Origin of the sequence: Devosia sediminis (assembly GCF_016411825.1) — a bacterium.
Taxonomy (GTDB): domain Bacteria; phylum Pseudomonadota; class Alphaproteobacteria; order Rhizobiales; family Devosiaceae; genus Devosia; species Devosia sediminis.
This window is the reverse complement of sequence record NZ_JAEKMH010000002.1, coordinates 1137217-1152088: the sequence shown is the minus strand read 5'-3', so window position 1 is coordinate 1152088 and position 14872 is coordinate 1137217. Positions and strand designations below refer to the sequence as shown.

17 protein-coding genes and 1 pseudogene are annotated in these 14872 nt (G+C 59.1%); 8 read left to right on the top strand and 10 right to left on the bottom strand.

The genetic code is table 11. The features are described from left to right. Window position 1 precedes the first annotated feature (1 nt). The 3 genes and pseudogenes from arsB (at window position 2) to arsH (ending at window position 2181) form a co-directional block, all read left to right on the top strand. Window positions 2-1063, top strand: coding sequence for an ACR3 family arsenite efflux transporter (gene arsB / locus JEQ47_RS12875; RefSeq protein WP_198876783.1), 1062 nt, complete (start codon window positions 2-4; stop codon window positions 1061-1063). Further along, entirely contained in the window at window positions 1060-1482 is a 423-nt protein-coding gene (gene arsC / locus JEQ47_RS12870; RefSeq protein ID WP_198876782.1) for an arsenate reductase (glutaredoxin), read from the top strand. The genes arsB and arsC overlap by 4 nt, the downstream gene beginning before the upstream one ends. Beyond that, a pseudogene (gene arsH / locus JEQ47_RS12865) lies at window positions 1457-2181 on the top strand (arsenical resistance protein ArsH). The gene arsC and the pseudogene arsH overlap by 26 nt, the downstream one beginning before the upstream one ends. 407 nt (window positions 2182-2588) lie before the next feature. Here arsH and JEQ47_RS12860 read toward each other — a convergent pair. From JEQ47_RS12860 to JEQ47_RS12825, 8 genes are all read right to left on the bottom strand, one after another. Next, on the bottom strand, window positions 2589-2981 hold the full coding sequence (locus tag JEQ47_RS12860; protein WP_198876781.1) for a hypothetical protein: 393 nt from the start codon (window positions 2979-2981) through the stop codon (window positions 2589-2591). A gap of 16 nt (window positions 2982-2997) precedes the next feature. Further along, on the bottom strand, window positions 2998-3696 hold the full coding sequence (locus tag JEQ47_RS12855) for a hypothetical protein (RefSeq protein WP_198876780.1): 699 nt from the start codon (window positions 3694-3696) through the stop codon (window positions 2998-3000). 16 nt (window positions 3697-3712) lie between these two features. Next, on the bottom strand, window positions 3713-4183 hold the full coding sequence (locus JEQ47_RS12850) for a hypothetical protein (RefSeq protein WP_198876779.1): 471 nt from the start codon (window positions 4181-4183) through the stop codon (window positions 3713-3715). Continuing rightward, the gene (locus tag JEQ47_RS12845; protein ID WP_198876778.1) at window positions 4180-5400 is read right to left on the bottom strand and encodes a hypothetical protein; all 1221 of its coding nucleotides are present in this window, start codon (window positions 5398-5400) and stop codon (window positions 4180-4182) included. Before JEQ47_RS12845 ends, JEQ47_RS12850 begins: the two co-directional genes overlap by 4 nt. Continuing rightward, on the bottom strand, window positions 5397-5867 hold the full coding sequence (locus JEQ47_RS12840; RefSeq protein ID WP_198876777.1) for a hypothetical protein: 471 nt from the start codon (window positions 5865-5867) through the stop codon (window positions 5397-5399). Before JEQ47_RS12840 ends, JEQ47_RS12845 begins: the two co-directional genes overlap by 4 nt. A gap of 137 nt (window positions 5868-6004) precedes the next feature. Then, window positions 6005-6526, bottom strand: a complete 522-nt coding sequence (locus JEQ47_RS12835) for a DUF7674 family protein (protein ID WP_198876776.1) — start codon at window positions 6524-6526, stop codon at window positions 6005-6007. Then, window positions 6523-8190 (bottom strand): alpha/beta hydrolase, encoded by a 1668-nt coding sequence (locus JEQ47_RS12830; RefSeq protein WP_198876775.1) that lies wholly within the window; start codon window positions 8188-8190, stop codon window positions 6523-6525. Before JEQ47_RS12830 ends, JEQ47_RS12835 begins: the two co-directional genes overlap by 4 nt. 391 nt (window positions 8191-8581) lie before the next feature. Further along, window positions 8582-9502, bottom strand: coding sequence for a hypothetical protein (locus JEQ47_RS12825; RefSeq protein ID WP_198876774.1), 921 nt, complete (start codon window positions 9500-9502; stop codon window positions 8582-8584). Window positions 9503-9564: 62 nt separating this feature from the next. Between JEQ47_RS12825 and JEQ47_RS12820 the strand changes: the two genes are divergently transcribed. From JEQ47_RS12820 to JEQ47_RS12800, 5 genes are all read left to right on the top strand, one after another. Next, window positions 9565-9711 carry a hypothetical protein gene (locus JEQ47_RS12820; RefSeq protein ID WP_198876773.1) on the top strand — a complete coding sequence of 49 codons (147 nt, stop codon included), beginning with the start codon at window positions 9565-9567 and terminating at the stop codon, window positions 9709-9711. Window position 9712: 1 nt separating this feature from the next. Continuing rightward, window positions 9713-10198 carry a hypothetical protein gene (locus JEQ47_RS12815; protein WP_198876772.1) on the top strand — a complete coding sequence of 162 codons (486 nt, stop codon included), beginning with the start codon at window positions 9713-9715 and terminating at the stop codon, window positions 10196-10198. Continuing rightward, window positions 10198-10461, top strand: coding sequence for a hypothetical protein (locus tag JEQ47_RS12810; RefSeq protein WP_198876771.1), 264 nt, complete (start codon window positions 10198-10200; stop codon window positions 10459-10461). Before JEQ47_RS12815 ends, JEQ47_RS12810 begins: the two co-directional genes overlap by 1 nt. Before the next feature lie 293 nt (window positions 10462-10754). Beyond that, window positions 10755-11384 carry a hypothetical protein gene (locus JEQ47_RS12805; protein WP_198876770.1) on the top strand — a complete coding sequence of 210 codons (630 nt, stop codon included), beginning with the start codon at window positions 10755-10757 and terminating at the stop codon, window positions 11382-11384. A gap of 109 nt (window positions 11385-11493) precedes the next feature. Then, complete coding sequence (locus JEQ47_RS12800; RefSeq protein WP_198876769.1) at window positions 11494-12420, top strand: DNA-binding protein; 927 nt, start codon at window positions 11494-11496, stop codon at window positions 12418-12420. Between the two features lie 147 nt (window positions 12421-12567). Here JEQ47_RS12800 and JEQ47_RS12795 read toward each other — a convergent pair whose 3' ends face one another. Together JEQ47_RS12795 and JEQ47_RS12790 are read right to left on the bottom strand one after the other, a co-directional pair. Beyond that, the gene (locus JEQ47_RS12795) at window positions 12568-13368 is read right to left on the bottom strand and encodes a hypothetical protein (protein ID WP_198876768.1); all 801 of its coding nucleotides are present in this window, start codon (window positions 13366-13368) and stop codon (window positions 12568-12570) included. A 175-nt stretch (window positions 13369-13543) separates the two neighbouring features. Next, window positions 13544-14395, bottom strand: coding sequence for a hypothetical protein (locus JEQ47_RS12790; RefSeq protein ID WP_198876767.1), 852 nt, complete (start codon window positions 14393-14395; stop codon window positions 13544-13546). Between the last annotated feature and the right edge of the window lie 477 nt (window positions 14396-14872).

Below are 14872 nucleotides of genomic sequence, written 5' to 3'. Positions count from 1 at the left end.
CGTGTCCATCTTCGAACGCTACCTGACCCTTTGGGTCGCCATCTGCATCATTGTCGGGGTCGCCGCCGGCCATTTCCTGCCTTCGTTCTTCGAGGGCTTGGCCGCTCTCGAATATGCGCGGGTCAACCTGCCGATGGCGGTCCTGATCTGGCTGATGATCATCCCCATGCTGGTGCGCATCGACTTCATGTCGCTGCGCCAGGTCGGCGCCTACTGGCGCGGTATCGGCGTCACCCTGTTCATCAACTGGGCCATCAAACCGTTCTCCATGGCATTGTTGGGCTGGCTTTTCATCGGCTGGCTGTTCCGCCCGCTGCTGCCGGAAACGCAGATCGACAGCTACATAGCCGGCCTTATCATCCTTGCCGCTGCACCCTGTACCGCCATGGTATTCGTGTGGTCCAACCTGACCCGGGGCGAGCCGCACTTCACCCTGTCGCAGGTGGCGCTGAACGACGCCATCATGGTGATAGCCTTCGCCCCCATCGTCGGCCTGCTGCTCGGTCTCTCCGCTATCACCGTCCCCTGGGACACGCTGCTGCTCTCGGTCGGGCTTTATATCGTCGTGCCGGTGATCGCCGCACAGCTCTACCGCCGCTGGCTGCTGGCCAACGGCGGGATCGACAAGATGAACCGGGCGCTTGCAGTCCTGCAGCCGATCTCCATTGCCTCATTGCTGCTGACCCTCGTCATGCTCTTCGGCTTCCAGGGCGAACAGATCATCGCCCAGCCCACGGTCATCCTGCTGCTGGCGGTGCCGATCCTGATCCAGGTTTACTTCAACTCCGGCCTCGCCTACCTGCTGAACCGGGTGTCGGGGGAGCAGCACTGCGTTGCGGGACCGTCCGCCCTGATCGGTGCCTCGAACTTCTTCGAGCTGGCAGTTGCCGCCGCCATCAGCCTGTTCGGCTTCAATTCCGGCGCAGCGCTTGCCACCGTTGTCGGCGTGCTGGTGGAAGTGCCGGTGATGCTCTCGGTGGTCTGGATCGTGAACCGCACCAAGGGCTGGTACGAACGCGGTGCAGCCGTCAGCCGCACCACCGAAGCGAGGGCCGCCGAATGAGCGTCACCATCTATCACAACCCCGACTGCGGCACGTCTCGCAACACCTTGGCGATGATCCGCCAGAGCGGCGTCGAGCCCGCGGTGATCGAATACCTCAAGACCCCGCCCGACCGGGCCACCGTCACCCGGCTGATCCGCGATGCCGGGCTCACTGTGCGCGAGGCGCTTCGAAAGAAGGATACACCCTTCGATGAACTCGGATTGGCTGACCCCACCAGGACCGACGATGATTTGCTCGACGCGATCGCGGAACAGCCAATCCTGCTCAACCGTCCCTTTGTGGTGACCCCGAGAGGCACGCGCCTATGCCGCCCCTCCGAGGTCGTGCTCGACATCCTCGAAAACCCTGAGATCGGCCCGTTCACCAAAGAGGACGGCGAGGTCATCATCAATGCAGAAGGGAGCCGGCTTGTCTGATCTACCCAACGTCGTACCGGCCGCTCTCGAAGTTCCAGATTTCTCTCGTCTCAATGCTCCGAACCTGCAGCACAAGCCACGCATCCTGATGCTCTACGGCTCGCTGCGGGAGCGCTCCTATTCCCGGTTCCTGACCCTTGAAGGGCAGCGGCTGCTCGAAGCGTTCGGCGCCGAGGTCCGGGTCTTTCACGCTAACGGCTTGCCGCTGCCGAACGACGCACCGGACACTCACCCCAAGGTGCAGGAACTGCGTGAGGCCATGCTGTGGTCGGAGGGGCAGGTCTGGACGTCGCCCGAGCGACACGGTGCCATGAGCGCAGTGATGAAGGCGCAGATCGACTGGATACCGCTACCGGGAGGCGCCATCCGCCCCACGCAAGGTAGAACCTTGGCAGTCATGCAGGTGTCGGGCGGGTCCCAGTCCTTCAACGCCGTGAACCAGATGCGTATCCTGGGCCGGTGGATGCGGATGGTCACCATCCCGAACCAGTCGTCGGTGGCCAAGGCCTTCCAGGAGTTCGACGACGACGGACGCATGAGACCGTCGTCGTATTACGACAGGTTGTCGACGTCATGGAAGAGCTGGTGAAGGTCACGCTGATCAATCGCGGCGTTTCCGGCTACCTGACCTCCCGCTACAGCGAGCGTAAAGAAACGGCAGCTAAACTTGAGGAGCGGGTCGGCATTAAGTCGATCTAAAACGCAGGTTGGCTCCAGAATTCGTCGATACGAGACGTCAGTTTTCGTAATGCGGACATTCCAAAGCAGCCTGTCAGCATTCCACCCCCATCTGGTCGTTGAGCCAGCGGTCCGGCGGTGTCCGCTTTTGGGAGCACGCGACGTTTCGTTGAACGGCCGGAATGGGGCGCGTCTCTGCCAGGCCGATGTCGCCCCCCATTTGGCCGTTCGCATAAGCTGCCACAAGCACCCGCTTTTGGCCCGAAACGGACGTCGCCTAGTCCTTTCGCGGCGCTCCGGTGTTCGATTTATTGTGGCCAGCTATTGTGCGGTGAAACTGCTGCACATTGCCGCCATCGGTTGCAAGTGCGTCGCGCTCTCCCGACGCCATCAATTCACGACTTGGTCCAGCACCCCTTGCCGGATGGTCAGTTTTCGGTCTCGATGTGCTCCAGAGCGCGGGAGAAGCAGCGGTCGATCATCATGTAGCCGCTTTCCTGGTACGGCTTGGTCATCAGCTCCCCAGCGATGACCGGCATGTGACGTTCGAGGAGCGCCCGATAGTTCTCGTCGCCGATGCCGTATTTCACGTTCAGGTGGTACTGCAAGCCGCCGAAGTAATCGTAGCCCCTTTCGGCAACGAATGTCTCGTCCTCGTTCAGCTCGTAGAAATCCGGCAGCATGCCCAATGCCAGATAGCACCAGAACACTTCCTGGAACTCCGGATCGGTCTCGAACTGGGCCTGTGCCGGCCCAGCGACCGACATCGCCAACACCCCGGCAATCAGAGCCGACTTCAATGCTCTTGTTTCGCGGCGCATGTGTTCTCCCACTTCTTCATTGCACTTCCTCTGAGGGAGGCGCGAGTTTTTCCGCGGCTGGCACGTAGTTCACGCGATCGACCGTCAGGCGACCGTCGACGATGGATAAGAGTATCTCGGCATTGCCTCCGGTGGGGCAGCAGTTTCCATCCTCACCGCGCCATAGGGCAGTGCGAGCCACAAGCTGCGACCATGGGTTGTCAAAGTCGTACTGTACGCCCTTCCATATCTCGCGATCGGCCGGCAGCTGCTCCGATACGGTCTTCAGCCAGGTCTTGGTGTCGATCGGCTCCCACTCGGTATCGTTCCATTGGTAGAGACGATCGGCGTTGTAACGGCCCGTGCCACCGGTATAGCCCGGTAGATGCAACAGCCCATCCTGACTGAGACGCGGTGGGAAGAAGCGCCAGCCGTCGAAACCGGCGTCCAAGCGCACCCAGTTCCCGTCAACATGTTGAAGCAGCACGAAGCCGCCGAGTACGCCGGCCTCGGGCGTGAAGCCGGATTGCGTCTGCCATGCGAGCATTGGCGCCCCTTCGTCGTCGCCCCAATCGACATTGAGGTAGCCAGCCGTCAGCACCTTGCAATCCCGGAGCACCGACTTGAGGCAGACGGTGTCGATCGCGTCGAGCGAGATCGGCTCAACTGCCCACGTGGGCGTCAAAAGGCCAAAGGGAAGCATGACCAGGGAGAGTGCGTGCAAAGGCGCTTTCATTGTGACGTTCAGCACCCTAGCCACCCGTGCCGCCACGCAGGGCATTTGCCGTTTCCATCAAACGACTTTGGTCGACCCCACCCGTGACGGACGGTGGGTCAGCGAAGCATTTGAGCCGAACTGCCAGATCCATCGCGCTGCCATCAGCCGGAACTGGTTCCGCCGAATGGTCGAGGTTACGCTGAGAAACGATGTTTCCATCGGGTCCGTACACGTGAACGGTATGGTTGCGCGACTTTCGTTCGGAGCAGTGCACCGCGTAGAAGTTCACGAAGTAGCCAATGTCGTCGCCGAAGCCCAAGGAGTCTTCGGATGGTACTACGGCGAGCGAGATCTCCCTGGTGCCCTCTCGGGTTTCTGGGCCGCCGAGGACGAAGACCGCGTTGTCGCCCGAGAACGCCAGTGGCGTCCAGGTCGTGTCCTGTGCCGCGACCGGCGAGGAAAAAAACATGACCAGCAGAGCGGCCTGTAGGCGAGAGTTCGTCATCTCTGCGCTCCGACGCTGTCGGCCCACCAGAGCATCCACTGACTGTCGAAGCGCTCGCGGCCGGTCTCGTCGAACGGGGGCGGCTGGTCGTTCGGCGTGAACGAGACGAACAGCTCGGCATACGTTCCCGCCGGATCGGCCACCAGGGCGTCTGTAGCCTCGACCGGGAAGTCGTAGCATGGTGCGCCCATGCAGCCATCCGAAGCCCAGTTGCCTTCGAAGACGAGGGCATTGTCGCGGAACGAAGCGTTGTTGAAAGCCGTGATGCCACTCGTGCCATCAGGGTACGGTTGCTGGGGTACATAGAGCCGGACGGTCGGGGACTGCATGTGCTTGGTTGCCGTGTCGCCGTAGAACAAGAGCCCTATGCGGCGGTCGGGCAGCATCGCTGCAACCGAGTAGAGTTCGACCAGTTCATCGCCATCCTTGATCAACTGATAGCTCGGTCCCCGGATGATCGGCAACGAGCCCTCTATCTCGGGACGCACCAGCGACGGGACGACCATAACCTCGGTGACGAAATATGGCCGGACGAAGTACCCGTTCGCCTCGGCCGTCACCTCGAACTGAACGGCGCTCATCGCAGCAGCTGCGCGGATCTGGAGATCCCAAAGCGTGCCGGCGTGCTGCTCTGCATCGGGCGACCAAGACCACGTTGATAGTCCCGGATCTTCGACCGGAATCATCTGGACCACGGCATCCCGCTGCCGTTGGGCGAAGGCGTCGAAGCTCTGACCGTACAGCTGGCGCAGATAGGCTTCGTAGCCCATCGCCGTCTGCTTCTTGTGCCCATCCAGCGGGATGCGGTCGAAATCGGAGAGGCTGTCGAAATGGAAGGCAAGCAGCAACCCCTGGTAGAGCTGATCCGAGGCCGCGGCCTTGGCGGTGAGAACATGGCTCATCGCCGCCTGCGTGCACCCCGCTGCAGTCGCGGCAGTGCGCGCCTGTTCGTCGAGCCCGACGCGCCAAGCGTCGTAGTCTGCGGGCGACAGTCGGCCATCCAGGCTCTGAACGTGCTGAGACGTGCTTTCCAGATATCGCTGAGCAATGCCGCGGACTGCGGTGAACTCCATGTACTTGAGGGCGATGCAGGCCTTGTCGATCTCGAGTGCGGTCATCAAGGCCACGTAATCGTCCTCGGGGGCGGCTTGGACAACGCCTCCCGACATTATCAGCAGGATTGGCAGCACAGCGATCTTGGAGGGCATTCCGGTCATGTGCAGCTCTCGAACAGGTAGACGAGCGCGGTATCGAGATCATCCGGCGAGAACCGATAGTCCCGTGTGAAGAACTGTACGGCGATGGTGGACGTGCTCGTCGCCATGGCACCGATGACCAGCGCCAAAATGTCGTCACGGAAGGTGTCGGACACGACGACCAGCTCACCATTGCGCTCTTCGAACGTGCCGTAGGCGACGGGCTGTTGCTGGTCGCTGGCGATCACGCTGATCGGGACCTCGTCCGCGTAGCTCGTCTCCGGGTCGTAGGTCTCGCCGGTGAAGATCGTGATACCCACGTGATCGGGATAGTGGAGGCTGCAGGAGATATGCATCTCGACCTTGCCCTGCTCGTCGTCGGTGACGGCAGAGAACTCGCCGAAATCGAGATAGTCCTCCGTGAACCAGGCTGCCTGGACCGGGTGCACCACAATGGACGACATCATCACGCCGAGCAGCGCGCTCATACAGTTCTTCCGACACGTCACTTCAATCGTTCCCTCACGGAATTTCCCATGCACCCGCACGATATCGCGCGATGCCACGCTTGCCGTATCCATTTGGGGGGTATTGTCCCTAATGAGGGAAATCGGTGATCGCGGCATCAGTCGTCTGCTCCGCTCGGTTTGCGGTTCGCCCGCCAGAGCGGGATGTTCACCACCTGGTCGATCGTCCAAGTCGCTTGCTTCTCAACTGGCAGTTTCCGCTCGTCGACGAGGTGCTCGCCCTTTGTCCAGAACCGGTCGAGTTTATTCCACCAGTGCTGCCCCTCAGGACCGAACAGATCGAAGAAGCGTAGGCGTGTGTCGTCGTCCTCGATGTTGTTCTGAAGCGTCTCGATAAAGCCGATCGTGGCCGCCTCCTGGACGTAGTGGTCGCCTTCCAGGAGCCAGGTCTCGACCACGGTGAGGGCGAGCCTAACGTCTTCGACATCGCCCGCTTTCAGGCGATCGATGAGCCATCGCCCTAGGTCGCCGAGCAGCAGGTACTCGGGCAGATCGTCCGGCGCGTTGAAGTGGTTGCTCGAGTTGCTCGTCCATTTTGCGACGAAGGCCGTTCGCATGGGCCGGAGGGAGGGCAGGACCTCGAGCATCAGATCGAACATCTTGTTGCGGACAATGGTCATGCTGCACCTCGCGTGATGATCTTCCGAAGTCGTGCGGTCAACGCGGCGACCACGACATCGGCATGGCTGTACGTCATGAACCGGCCAGCTCCCTCGATCATCTCGACGCGTGCATCAGGAAGCACCTGTCGCCAGTATTCCAGGGTTTCGCCGGGATCATGGATGCTGTCGTGCTCGCCGACCAACAGAGTGAACTGATCGGTGCCATGGCTTGGCCCTGGGCGTCCGATCGTCGCCAAAGCCGTCTGTTCCGTGACGAAGCCGTCCAAGCGACCTTGCCGGAAGCTCGAGAGCGACCGGTAGTAGTCCGCCATCTGCTCTGGCCTTGCCATGACCTCGCGATCGGACGGGCAGCCTGCCGTCGATCGCATGACGTTGTCCGAAACCCGCTCATAGGTCAGGGATTGCGCGAACCATCTAGCCATGAGCGCCACAGCCCATGGGCGCTTGACGAAGTTGCGCTTCATGGTGGCCAGAAAGCCCGATCGACGCAAGCTCGACGCCGCATCCGGGTCGGGATTCGTCACCACCGCTCCTTCGATCAGATCCGGCGCCGCCTCGTGCAGGGCCAGAACGACTTGGGCGGCACCGCGCGTAACGATCGCAATGCGCTTCCATTTCATCCTAGTGCACAGGTCGACGACGTCCTCGGCCGCTAGTGCGAAATAGGCCTCGCCTTTGCAGTCCGGTGGCACTGGAGTTTCACCGAATCCGGGTCGGTCCATGGATATCGGACGAAAGCCACCATTCTGCAGGGCTTCGACGAGCGCGCGATTGATGGGTCGGCTGGTCATGCTGCTGTGGAGAACCAGAACCGGTGCCGCATGTCGTGGCCCGTAGTCACTCGCTGCGATCGGGCGGCCGTCGCGGGACATAACCGACAAGGTACGGTGTGCCGCCTCCGGGAACCGGTCGGTGTCTTTGCCAAGCGATGCAGCGATCGCCAGCAGGCGAATCTCGATTATCGATCTCGCCAGAGCTGGCGCTGTCGAAACGTCCAGAGCCGCGTAGATGACAGCCATCTCCTTCTTCACCAGCGCCTCTGATATCCCGAGCGCAACGGCAACCTCCGCACGCGTGTCGCCATTGGCGATCATCCCGGCGATCCGCATTTGCCGTTCGGACACATCATAAGCAACCGCGAGAAACTGATCGCTCTCCTCGGCCACCTCGCCGGTACGACCAAGTCCCATGCCCATAATCGTGACGAGCCGCTGCAGGTTGCTGGCCCCGACAAGGGTGCGTGCCTTTTCCAGATACTCGCGCGCAGTCTCGTAGGAGATGCCAGTAGCATCGGCGGCTTTTCGCACGTCCCCGGTCATGAACAGGGCGATGACCGTGCGGGTCGTAGCGGCGGTGAACGCGAAGTCTTCGGCGAAGCTGCTGAGTTGTTCCTCAAGCCAATGCCAGTCGACATGCACGATAGCCAGAGACGAACCCCGAGCGCACTTTGGCCACGTGGCGTTTTTCAGCAGCAACCCAATTCGATCTGGGCGACCCAGCAACGCGATCGTCGAACCGAAGGACGGGTGGCCAAAGGTGTCGAACCACCAATCTTCGCGGCCCAATTGCAGGCGTTCGATCTGCGCAATTCGCCAATCGGCGGCGAACTGCTCGCTGTTGGGCGGAGCTTCCCTGTCGTCGACAAAGTTTATTTTGAGCATAGCCAAGCTCCAAGCTCAGTTCCCAAGCATTGCTGCAGGATATCACGCTGTTGCGGTGGGGGAACGCCCCCTACGGTTCTGGGGCTTTTTCTACCCTCGTCCTTCTAGACCGCGCACAGCCGGGCGATACTAAAGCGAGGAGAAGGCGGACGCTAGCCTCTGCACTAGCACCTCGGGCAGCGACCGCTTGTGGCGCAAAGCTGGCGCTGGCGCAGAATAGCCGGCAGTCTGCAAACCACCCCGTTATTGCCACTGTCTCGACCAGAGCGGACCGACCGCTTTCGGGAGGTCGAAAAGGCCGGTTGAATGACCGGAATGGGGCGCGTTCCCGACCGTCTGCACTAGCCACACGTGGTTTCGAGGAAGGCTGATCGGAACCAACGGTCGGCAGTTAGACCCGATGCCACATTGTTTCGCCGCCACCGCTCCAGCCGTGAACAAACTCATCTGCATTGGCGAGGATCACGATCGCCCCGGGTAGTAGTTCAAAGCCAATCAGCGATGACGATGACCCGTCAATTTGAAACTCCTCGAAGGCAGGCAGCGCTTTGCCAAACTCTGACACAGCGAGGACATCCTCCACCAGAATAAGGGATAGAGTATGCGCTGATGCAGCAATCGTTGCACGAGCCAGTAGATTTCGAGCGTTGCGGATGTGAGCACGTCTTGTCTCCCCTGCCCCTGCCTCGAATACCGCGATCTCAAGTGATTTTTGGGCCTCGATCTCGCGATCGACCAGAAGCTGTTCAGCCCCGAGGGCACTTGAGAGAGCCGAACCGTTTTTCTCGACGTCTAGCCGCATAATATCCGGGACCCTTGCGCCTGCTCGTCGAAAAGCCTCACGGATCACAGCGCTGGTTTCCCAGGCGCGTTTGTCATTCCTTTGCTCAAGGGCACTCTCGAGCATTGACCGTGGGCGAACCGCCAATCTGGCCCTTGCCTCGTCCGAAATGACCTTTCGAGCGGACCACCCCAATTTCACTGCTTGTTCTATGTGGCGTCGAACAGTGTCCGCATCACGACGCCACCATCGTTCATAGACGGCCACCGCTGCAGCGGAAAAAGTTTCCAAGGCGGCGGCCAGGTCCGGAGCCGTATCCTGCAAGCTTTCTATAAAACTCAGCGCCTCAATGTAATTGTGTAGCGTGCCTCTCCCGACACCAAGGCGAGAGGCGACATCGGAACGGTAACTGAGCACACCAACCTGATCCGTCGAGGCAAGCATCAGTTGTTTCCCCTCCCGGGCGATTTCAAGCCAACGTCGCACCGCTCCAAAGCCCCCACGAAATAATCCGTTAACGTCGACTAGCATGAGGCGTCGACAAATCTCAAGCAATATGGAATAAGCCGCTTATTCACACTTGGAGTGACACGATGAAGGCGATTATGAAGGGCCTGCGCTACGACACCGTCAGTGACGAAGGGCCGCAGTTAGTCCACGAGGCTGAAGCTCTCAAAATCCTCGAGCGCGACAATGCAATTGAGGAACTGGGAGAATTTTTCGAGCTTACCGGGGCATAAAATGGAAAACTTCAACAATCGCTTCATCACAGTCGGCAACAGAGGCCAACTCATCTCTCAGACCAACTTCTGGTCGACCCAGTTCGCCCGAGAAGGATTCTGTTATCTGACGTGGAATGCTGGCGCGGCCAGGCTGCTCGTTCCATGGCCACACACAAAGGACGTGCCTGAGATGATTGCCGCCCAATTCGCGGTGATCAGCTTCGGCGTCTGGTCGGAGCAGAACAACCAGGAGACCTTTGAGATCTTGTTTGAGGATGGATCCGACGAACCCTACGTCTTCTTCCTTGCTGCCGGGCAGAGCGACAGGAGGCTGCCTGCCAATGAGGCCGGCACCAATCTCGCGCTCTCCATCTGGACAGAAACCGGCCTCGTTGGCCAGATGCCAGCCCACTACAGAACCGGTGCGATACCAAATTTACAGGAAGTGCCTAGAAGGGTTGCCAAAGAACTCCAGTCCCGCCGGTCGGCTATGGGTCAGAGCTGATGCTTCCAGCGCAGGCCATCGCCGAAGCCGTGGAACTGCTGCATGAGCAGGAAGCGAAAGTCATCCCGACGCTGATCGGTGCAATTAGAAGAGGAGACGAAGGACAGGCCGACGCGAAGTTCTACCTGACAGTGCTTCGCGACATGCTGGCGATCAGGTGGCACCTATATCGCCTTCTCCGGGGTGCCGATCGTCCGTCACCTTTTGTCAGTGAAGTTACCGCCCGCGAAATTATTGAAAGCTTCGTGGACAAGTCGAACTAGCGAATACGGCTCCGGGTCTTCTGACCTCCAGCAGCCCACCTGCCGCGAGAGCGGCTGACACTGATCTTGGCCCGCCACTATGGCATCAAGCCGAGCTACCTGCCGCGAAAGCGGCTGATCGTTACCTGCCGCGAAGGCGGCTGATCTTTCGAAAATTCAAGGGCGCAAGCCTGCCGACATGCACGTCATGTTGCAGACCTGAAGCCTCACGATTTCTGTCGATGATCTCGCCGGGTCCACCGTGATTATGCGCACGGACCTGGTGCCACTGATACAGCTCAACGAGGCAAAAAATGATTAACTTTGACGTGAATGACGGCGAATTCGTCTCCTGCTCCACCAGTATCCCCCCTCAGTTGCTCGGGGGCAACTCCTTTAGTGGGGAGATTGTGATTGTTCTGGAAGCCGATGGGGCCGGAGAGTGCGACGTGAGGTCCCTCCCCAGCAACAGCTGGATAGAAAATAAGGCTGCCCAGCGCGGCGTGGAGATCCAGTGGACTTCTCGCGCACCTTCCAACACATGGGTGCGGACGAACGAAGATGCGATCGAGGCAATGATCCTCGAGATTGGTCCTCTGCTCGCTCGGGTGCACGCCGGCCATGACGTGCTCGAAAATGCCGACACATCGGAGGGCACGCTGTCAGACGATGCCCAGGAGGCGGCCGACGAGATCAAAGAGATCATGGATCTCGGAGATTGGTGGACAGTAGACGACGTCCTCGACGCCTACGACTGGCTCGAACAAAGCGGTTGGGAAGCCGTGCCGTTGTCGTTGACCACCTCTAACGAAGAACTGAGGCAAATGGTCGACGACATTGAGCGACGCGCGCTAGAGGATGGGTTCTTCATCTATGACGTGCTCTACGCACTCAAATCCAAGCAGGGTGAAATGGAAGACGAGGCAGCTGCGGACGTTATTTAGTCAGCAAGATGCTGGATGGATCGGATCGCCTCCGGGCGATCCGCATCGTCCGTGCTCCATTTCCAAGGAGTATGGTCGCCGTCACCGTATCCGGCGCAGGGCAGACCAAATGCTCGCCGCTGATTGTCATCGCCGTTTGCCCGAATTCCTGAAATCGGGTGATGCCGTGTGGTGGATGATGAGTTTCGGCGACCACAGGCATCTACTTGATTGCCCCGCATGTCCGCCAACGATGCAAAAGAGTAGTTCAACGATGGATCAGCAAACCTTCAACGACGCATACGAGGCGATCGAGAAAGCCGGGTTGAAACCCACGTGTCGTAATATCCGCGATAAACTCGGCGCAGGGTCATGGACCGACATCTCGAGAATGCTCCGGGAACGGCGAGAACACATCGAGCAGGAAGCTGCCTCGAATAAAACCATGCCGCCAGAATTATTCGCCAAGGCCGAAAGTCTTGTCCTGCAATTGTGGTCAGCAATGCAGGTCGAGGCCAATAGACAGATCTCTGATCAAGCCGAGATAGCCACAAAGCGGATTTCCCAGGCGGACGCTAGCGCTGCGGAGGCTATTGGCTATGCAGACGACTTGCAGGGCCAGTTCGATAACCTGCAGGAGAAGTTGCAGATGATGATCAGCGAGCTTGAAGCCCTTAGAGATCAGAAACATGAACTGGAGAAGGCGCTGGCGACCGCTGACAGCCGACTTCACGAAGCCCATAAGCGCGCGGCTGGACTGCAGCACGCCCTCAACCTGACAGTCCAAAACCACAAGAGGCCGGGGCTGCACATGCCTGACGTCGAGGGCGTGAGTGCCGTGGATGTCGAGTTCATTTTTGAAGTAATTCATCAGCAACTGGTCGAGGAGGTGGCGGTCGATGAGCTGGAAGTCCCCCTCCTGCCCGGGTTGGAGGAAATGCAGATAGAAGTCGTCACCCAGGTGGTAGACGCACTACGCCATGCGAGCTTGCTCTATGTCGACAACGATGGCCACCTGAAACTGCCGCAATTGCTACAGCCAAGGTCCGCTGCGTAGCAGGGTGTAGCGCTACATAGCGCTACATCTTCGTAACATGCTCACGAAGAAGTTCCCGACTTTACCCTTGTTTGGCCGCAGTACGGGCCTGCCCTGCCAACTAGAATGTTTACGGACTTGTCCGCGGACATTTCGCTGGAAATGGCTCTATAGCCGATAGGTCTTCTCTACGAAACCCAAATCCGGATCCCCGACAAGCGTCCACCGTATCCATGTAGAGCCACCTTCTACGCGTCGATAATGGCCACGACGGAAGTGAAGCCTCACCCCAGACCTGCCCCCTGATATCCCCGCTTCGGCATCAATCGCCGACTTCGGCCTGGCTATCGCGATGTGCAAAACGTGGTGGTCAAAAATGGGGAGCTTCTTTGATCGAGCCCGAGACCGGTTCAACGCAGGAGCAGCCTCGATACGCTGGGCCAACAGCACATCCGACTCCAAGAGAATGGTGATGGCTCTGACCATCTCGGTCGTGATTTGGAATATTGAGTTGAGGCCGACCTCGCGGGTCTTGGGCGGCGTATACGCTGTCCAGAGAGGAAAAGCGCACCAGTGTTGACCGGCATGCACCGCGACCAGCGAACCCCTCTCCTGATGTTCGATATGGATGACGCGGTGCCCTGAAATATCGAATTCATACGCGACCAGCTCGAAAGGCAAACGTGGCTCGACCGTGCGGAGGTCAATGTCCTGTCGCATGGCCGCCGACCAATCATGTTGGACAAGAAAGACCTGCGGTCCACCCATGATCAGGGAGGACATAAACTCACGACCAGCAGCCGTGCTGGCCGTGTTGGGTGAGACAACAACGCCGGCAACCCAAGCCTCCACCAGTTTGTGCAGCGCACTGCCATCCGGCCTTCTAATTTCTGCGGGATTGCGGTCCCACCAATTGATGGCCTCGTCCACGCTTATTTGGGCAACATCTCGTTGCGACAACGAACTCATTGCCAATTCCTCTCCAGACCCCTCATCATCGCCCTTGCTATGCTACGAAAGGCTTCGATGCGGGAGTCCACCCATCGTTGCGTCATCTATTGTATGGCAGGCCCATAGGACGGCACTCGACGGGCATCCACCCCTGAGCCAGCCTGCCTAACTTTGCGGCACAGCAGTGTTGAGATCAGGCGGCTTCCAATTTGCTCAGCCGATCCTCGATATCCGCCTTCGTCAAAACGAACCTCGCCCCCGGGAACACCCGACCGACGCATTGCAATAGCGGGTCCTCCGTCAGGTCGTGGTAAATGTTCTGGGCCACGGCGACGGCCTTCGCAGAAGCGGAGCGGGAGTCCTCAGGTGCGTTCGCGGTAGTCTCACAGATCCGGCGCACTTGACGAGTCAACGCCGGCACTGACCATCCCAGAACCGCACCCCCCTCTGGCTTAGATGTAGATGCGTCCCACAGGTGGGACTGTTGCCCGCCATCATTTGTCGTTTTAGTCCCACTGGTGGGACTATGTGAGGCCGAACTCGCTGGAATTTCCTTTTTCTGTCCCACTGGTGGGACTGGTCGAGCCACTGATGGGACTGGCCTTTGATTTTCGATGTTCGGCCAATTGCGAAAAAGACGGGTGGGTGTTTCGCCAGTTACGTCGTTCCGCTCCTCGGTCAAACACCATTCCACCGTCATCCGTGTCTGATAATAAGAACTTTCCCGCTGGCGCACGATAAAGCCATGGTCCTCCAGCTCCTTGAGGTACCTATTGGCCATGGATTTGCTCTTGCCCAGAACGTTGGCGGCACCACGGGAACCGAAACCCAGGCGCCCATTGTTAGCGCCGTTGTAGAGCTTTTTGAGCTCCACGTAAGTCGCACGGGCTCCGACCGACAAGTCCTTCCAGGCCGCGCTTTCCATCATGTAATTGAATACCTGTACAAAGCCGCCGCCCGAGCGGCCCTTGCGTTTCTTACTCATCTCATCCTCACGAATCGAATTCTGGGCATGTATTCTCCGAATCAAATCAGAAAAGAACAAGCAAATTCAAAACCTTAAGCAAAAATGCGAGTGTCCGAGCTGGAGCAATGCAGATGGACGCTGTGGACATTTGACCGAAGGGAAACACTGCTTAGGATCGACGTAGGAGCCACATAAATCGCATCGGAGGATGTTAACAGCCTGGAACCCTCTTTGCCGCCGTACGGTCATTAGAATGCCCAATTCAGTGAACGATCACATTTTTGCCGGTTGTCAGAACGGCGACATTAGCGTCGCGTCTGCCGATTACACCTTGGCGCAGGCCTATTGACCCTGCAGTGTCGACTTGCAGTTCAGACGACGCAATGAGGTTCAGGCATTTGACGCGGCTTGCAACCTGCCCACGACCTGCCAGCGGTTCACACTGATCTGCAAATCGCCAGCATCCCAAATTAGTTATCATTTTCAGAGCACTATCTCCCCCACTTCAACGACCAAAATCTTCGACGAAGCCGCTATCTTCACTCCAACCCTTCC

Bases quoted from the DNA above. Each gene is read 5' to 3' on its own strand.
- JEQ47_RS12860 (WP_198876781.1), bottom strand. From the start codon at position 2,981: ATGCGCCGCGAAACAAGAGCATTGAAGTCGGCTCTGATTGCCGGGGTG.
- JEQ47_RS12805 (WP_198876770.1), top strand. From the start codon at position 10,755: ATGATTAACTTTGACGTGAATGACGGCGAATTCGTCTCCTGCTCCACC.
- JEQ47_RS12850 (WP_198876779.1), bottom strand. From the start codon at position 4,183: ATGACGAACTCTCGCCTACAGGCCGCTCTGCTGGTCATGTTTTTTTCC.
- JEQ47_RS12815 (WP_198876772.1), top strand. From the start codon at position 9,713: ATGGAAAACTTCAACAATCGCTTCATCACAGTCGGCAACAGAGGCCAA.
- JEQ47_RS12820 (WP_198876773.1), top strand. From the start codon at position 9,565: ATGAAGGCGATTATGAAGGGCCTGCGCTACGACACCGTCAGTGACGAA.
- JEQ47_RS12835 (WP_198876776.1), bottom strand. From the start codon at position 6,526: ATGACCATTGTCCGCAACAAGATGTTCGATCTGATGCTCGAGGTCCTG.
- arsC (WP_198876782.1), top strand. From the start codon at position 1,060: ATGAGCGTCACCATCTATCACAACCCCGACTGCGGCACGTCTCGCAAC.
- JEQ47_RS12845 (WP_198876778.1), bottom strand. From the start codon at position 5,400: ATGACCGGAATGCCCTCCAAGATCGCTGTGCTGCCAATCCTGCTGATA.
- JEQ47_RS12830 (WP_198876775.1), bottom strand. From the start codon at position 8,190: ATGCTCAAAATAAACTTTGTCGACGACAGGGAAGCTCCGCCCAACAGC.
- JEQ47_RS12840 (WP_198876777.1), bottom strand. From the start codon at position 5,867: ATGAGCGCGCTGCTCGGCGTGATGATGTCGTCCATTGTGGTGCACCCG.
- JEQ47_RS12795 (WP_198876768.1), bottom strand. From the start codon at position 13,368: ATGAGTTCGTTGTCGCAACGAGATGTTGCCCAAATAAGCGTGGACGAG.
- JEQ47_RS12800 (WP_198876769.1), top strand. From the start codon at position 11,494: ATGCTCGCCGCTGATTGTCATCGCCGTTTGCCCGAATTCCTGAAATCG.
- JEQ47_RS12825 (WP_198876774.1), bottom strand. From the start codon at position 9,502: ATGCTAGTCGACGTTAACGGATTATTTCGTGGGGGCTTTGGAGCGGTG.
- JEQ47_RS12855 (WP_198876780.1), bottom strand. From the start codon at position 3,696: ATGAAAGCGCCTTTGCACGCACTCTCCCTGGTCATGCTTCCCTTTGGC.
- JEQ47_RS12810 (WP_198876771.1), top strand. From the start codon at position 10,198: ATGCTTCCAGCGCAGGCCATCGCCGAAGCCGTGGAACTGCTGCATGAG.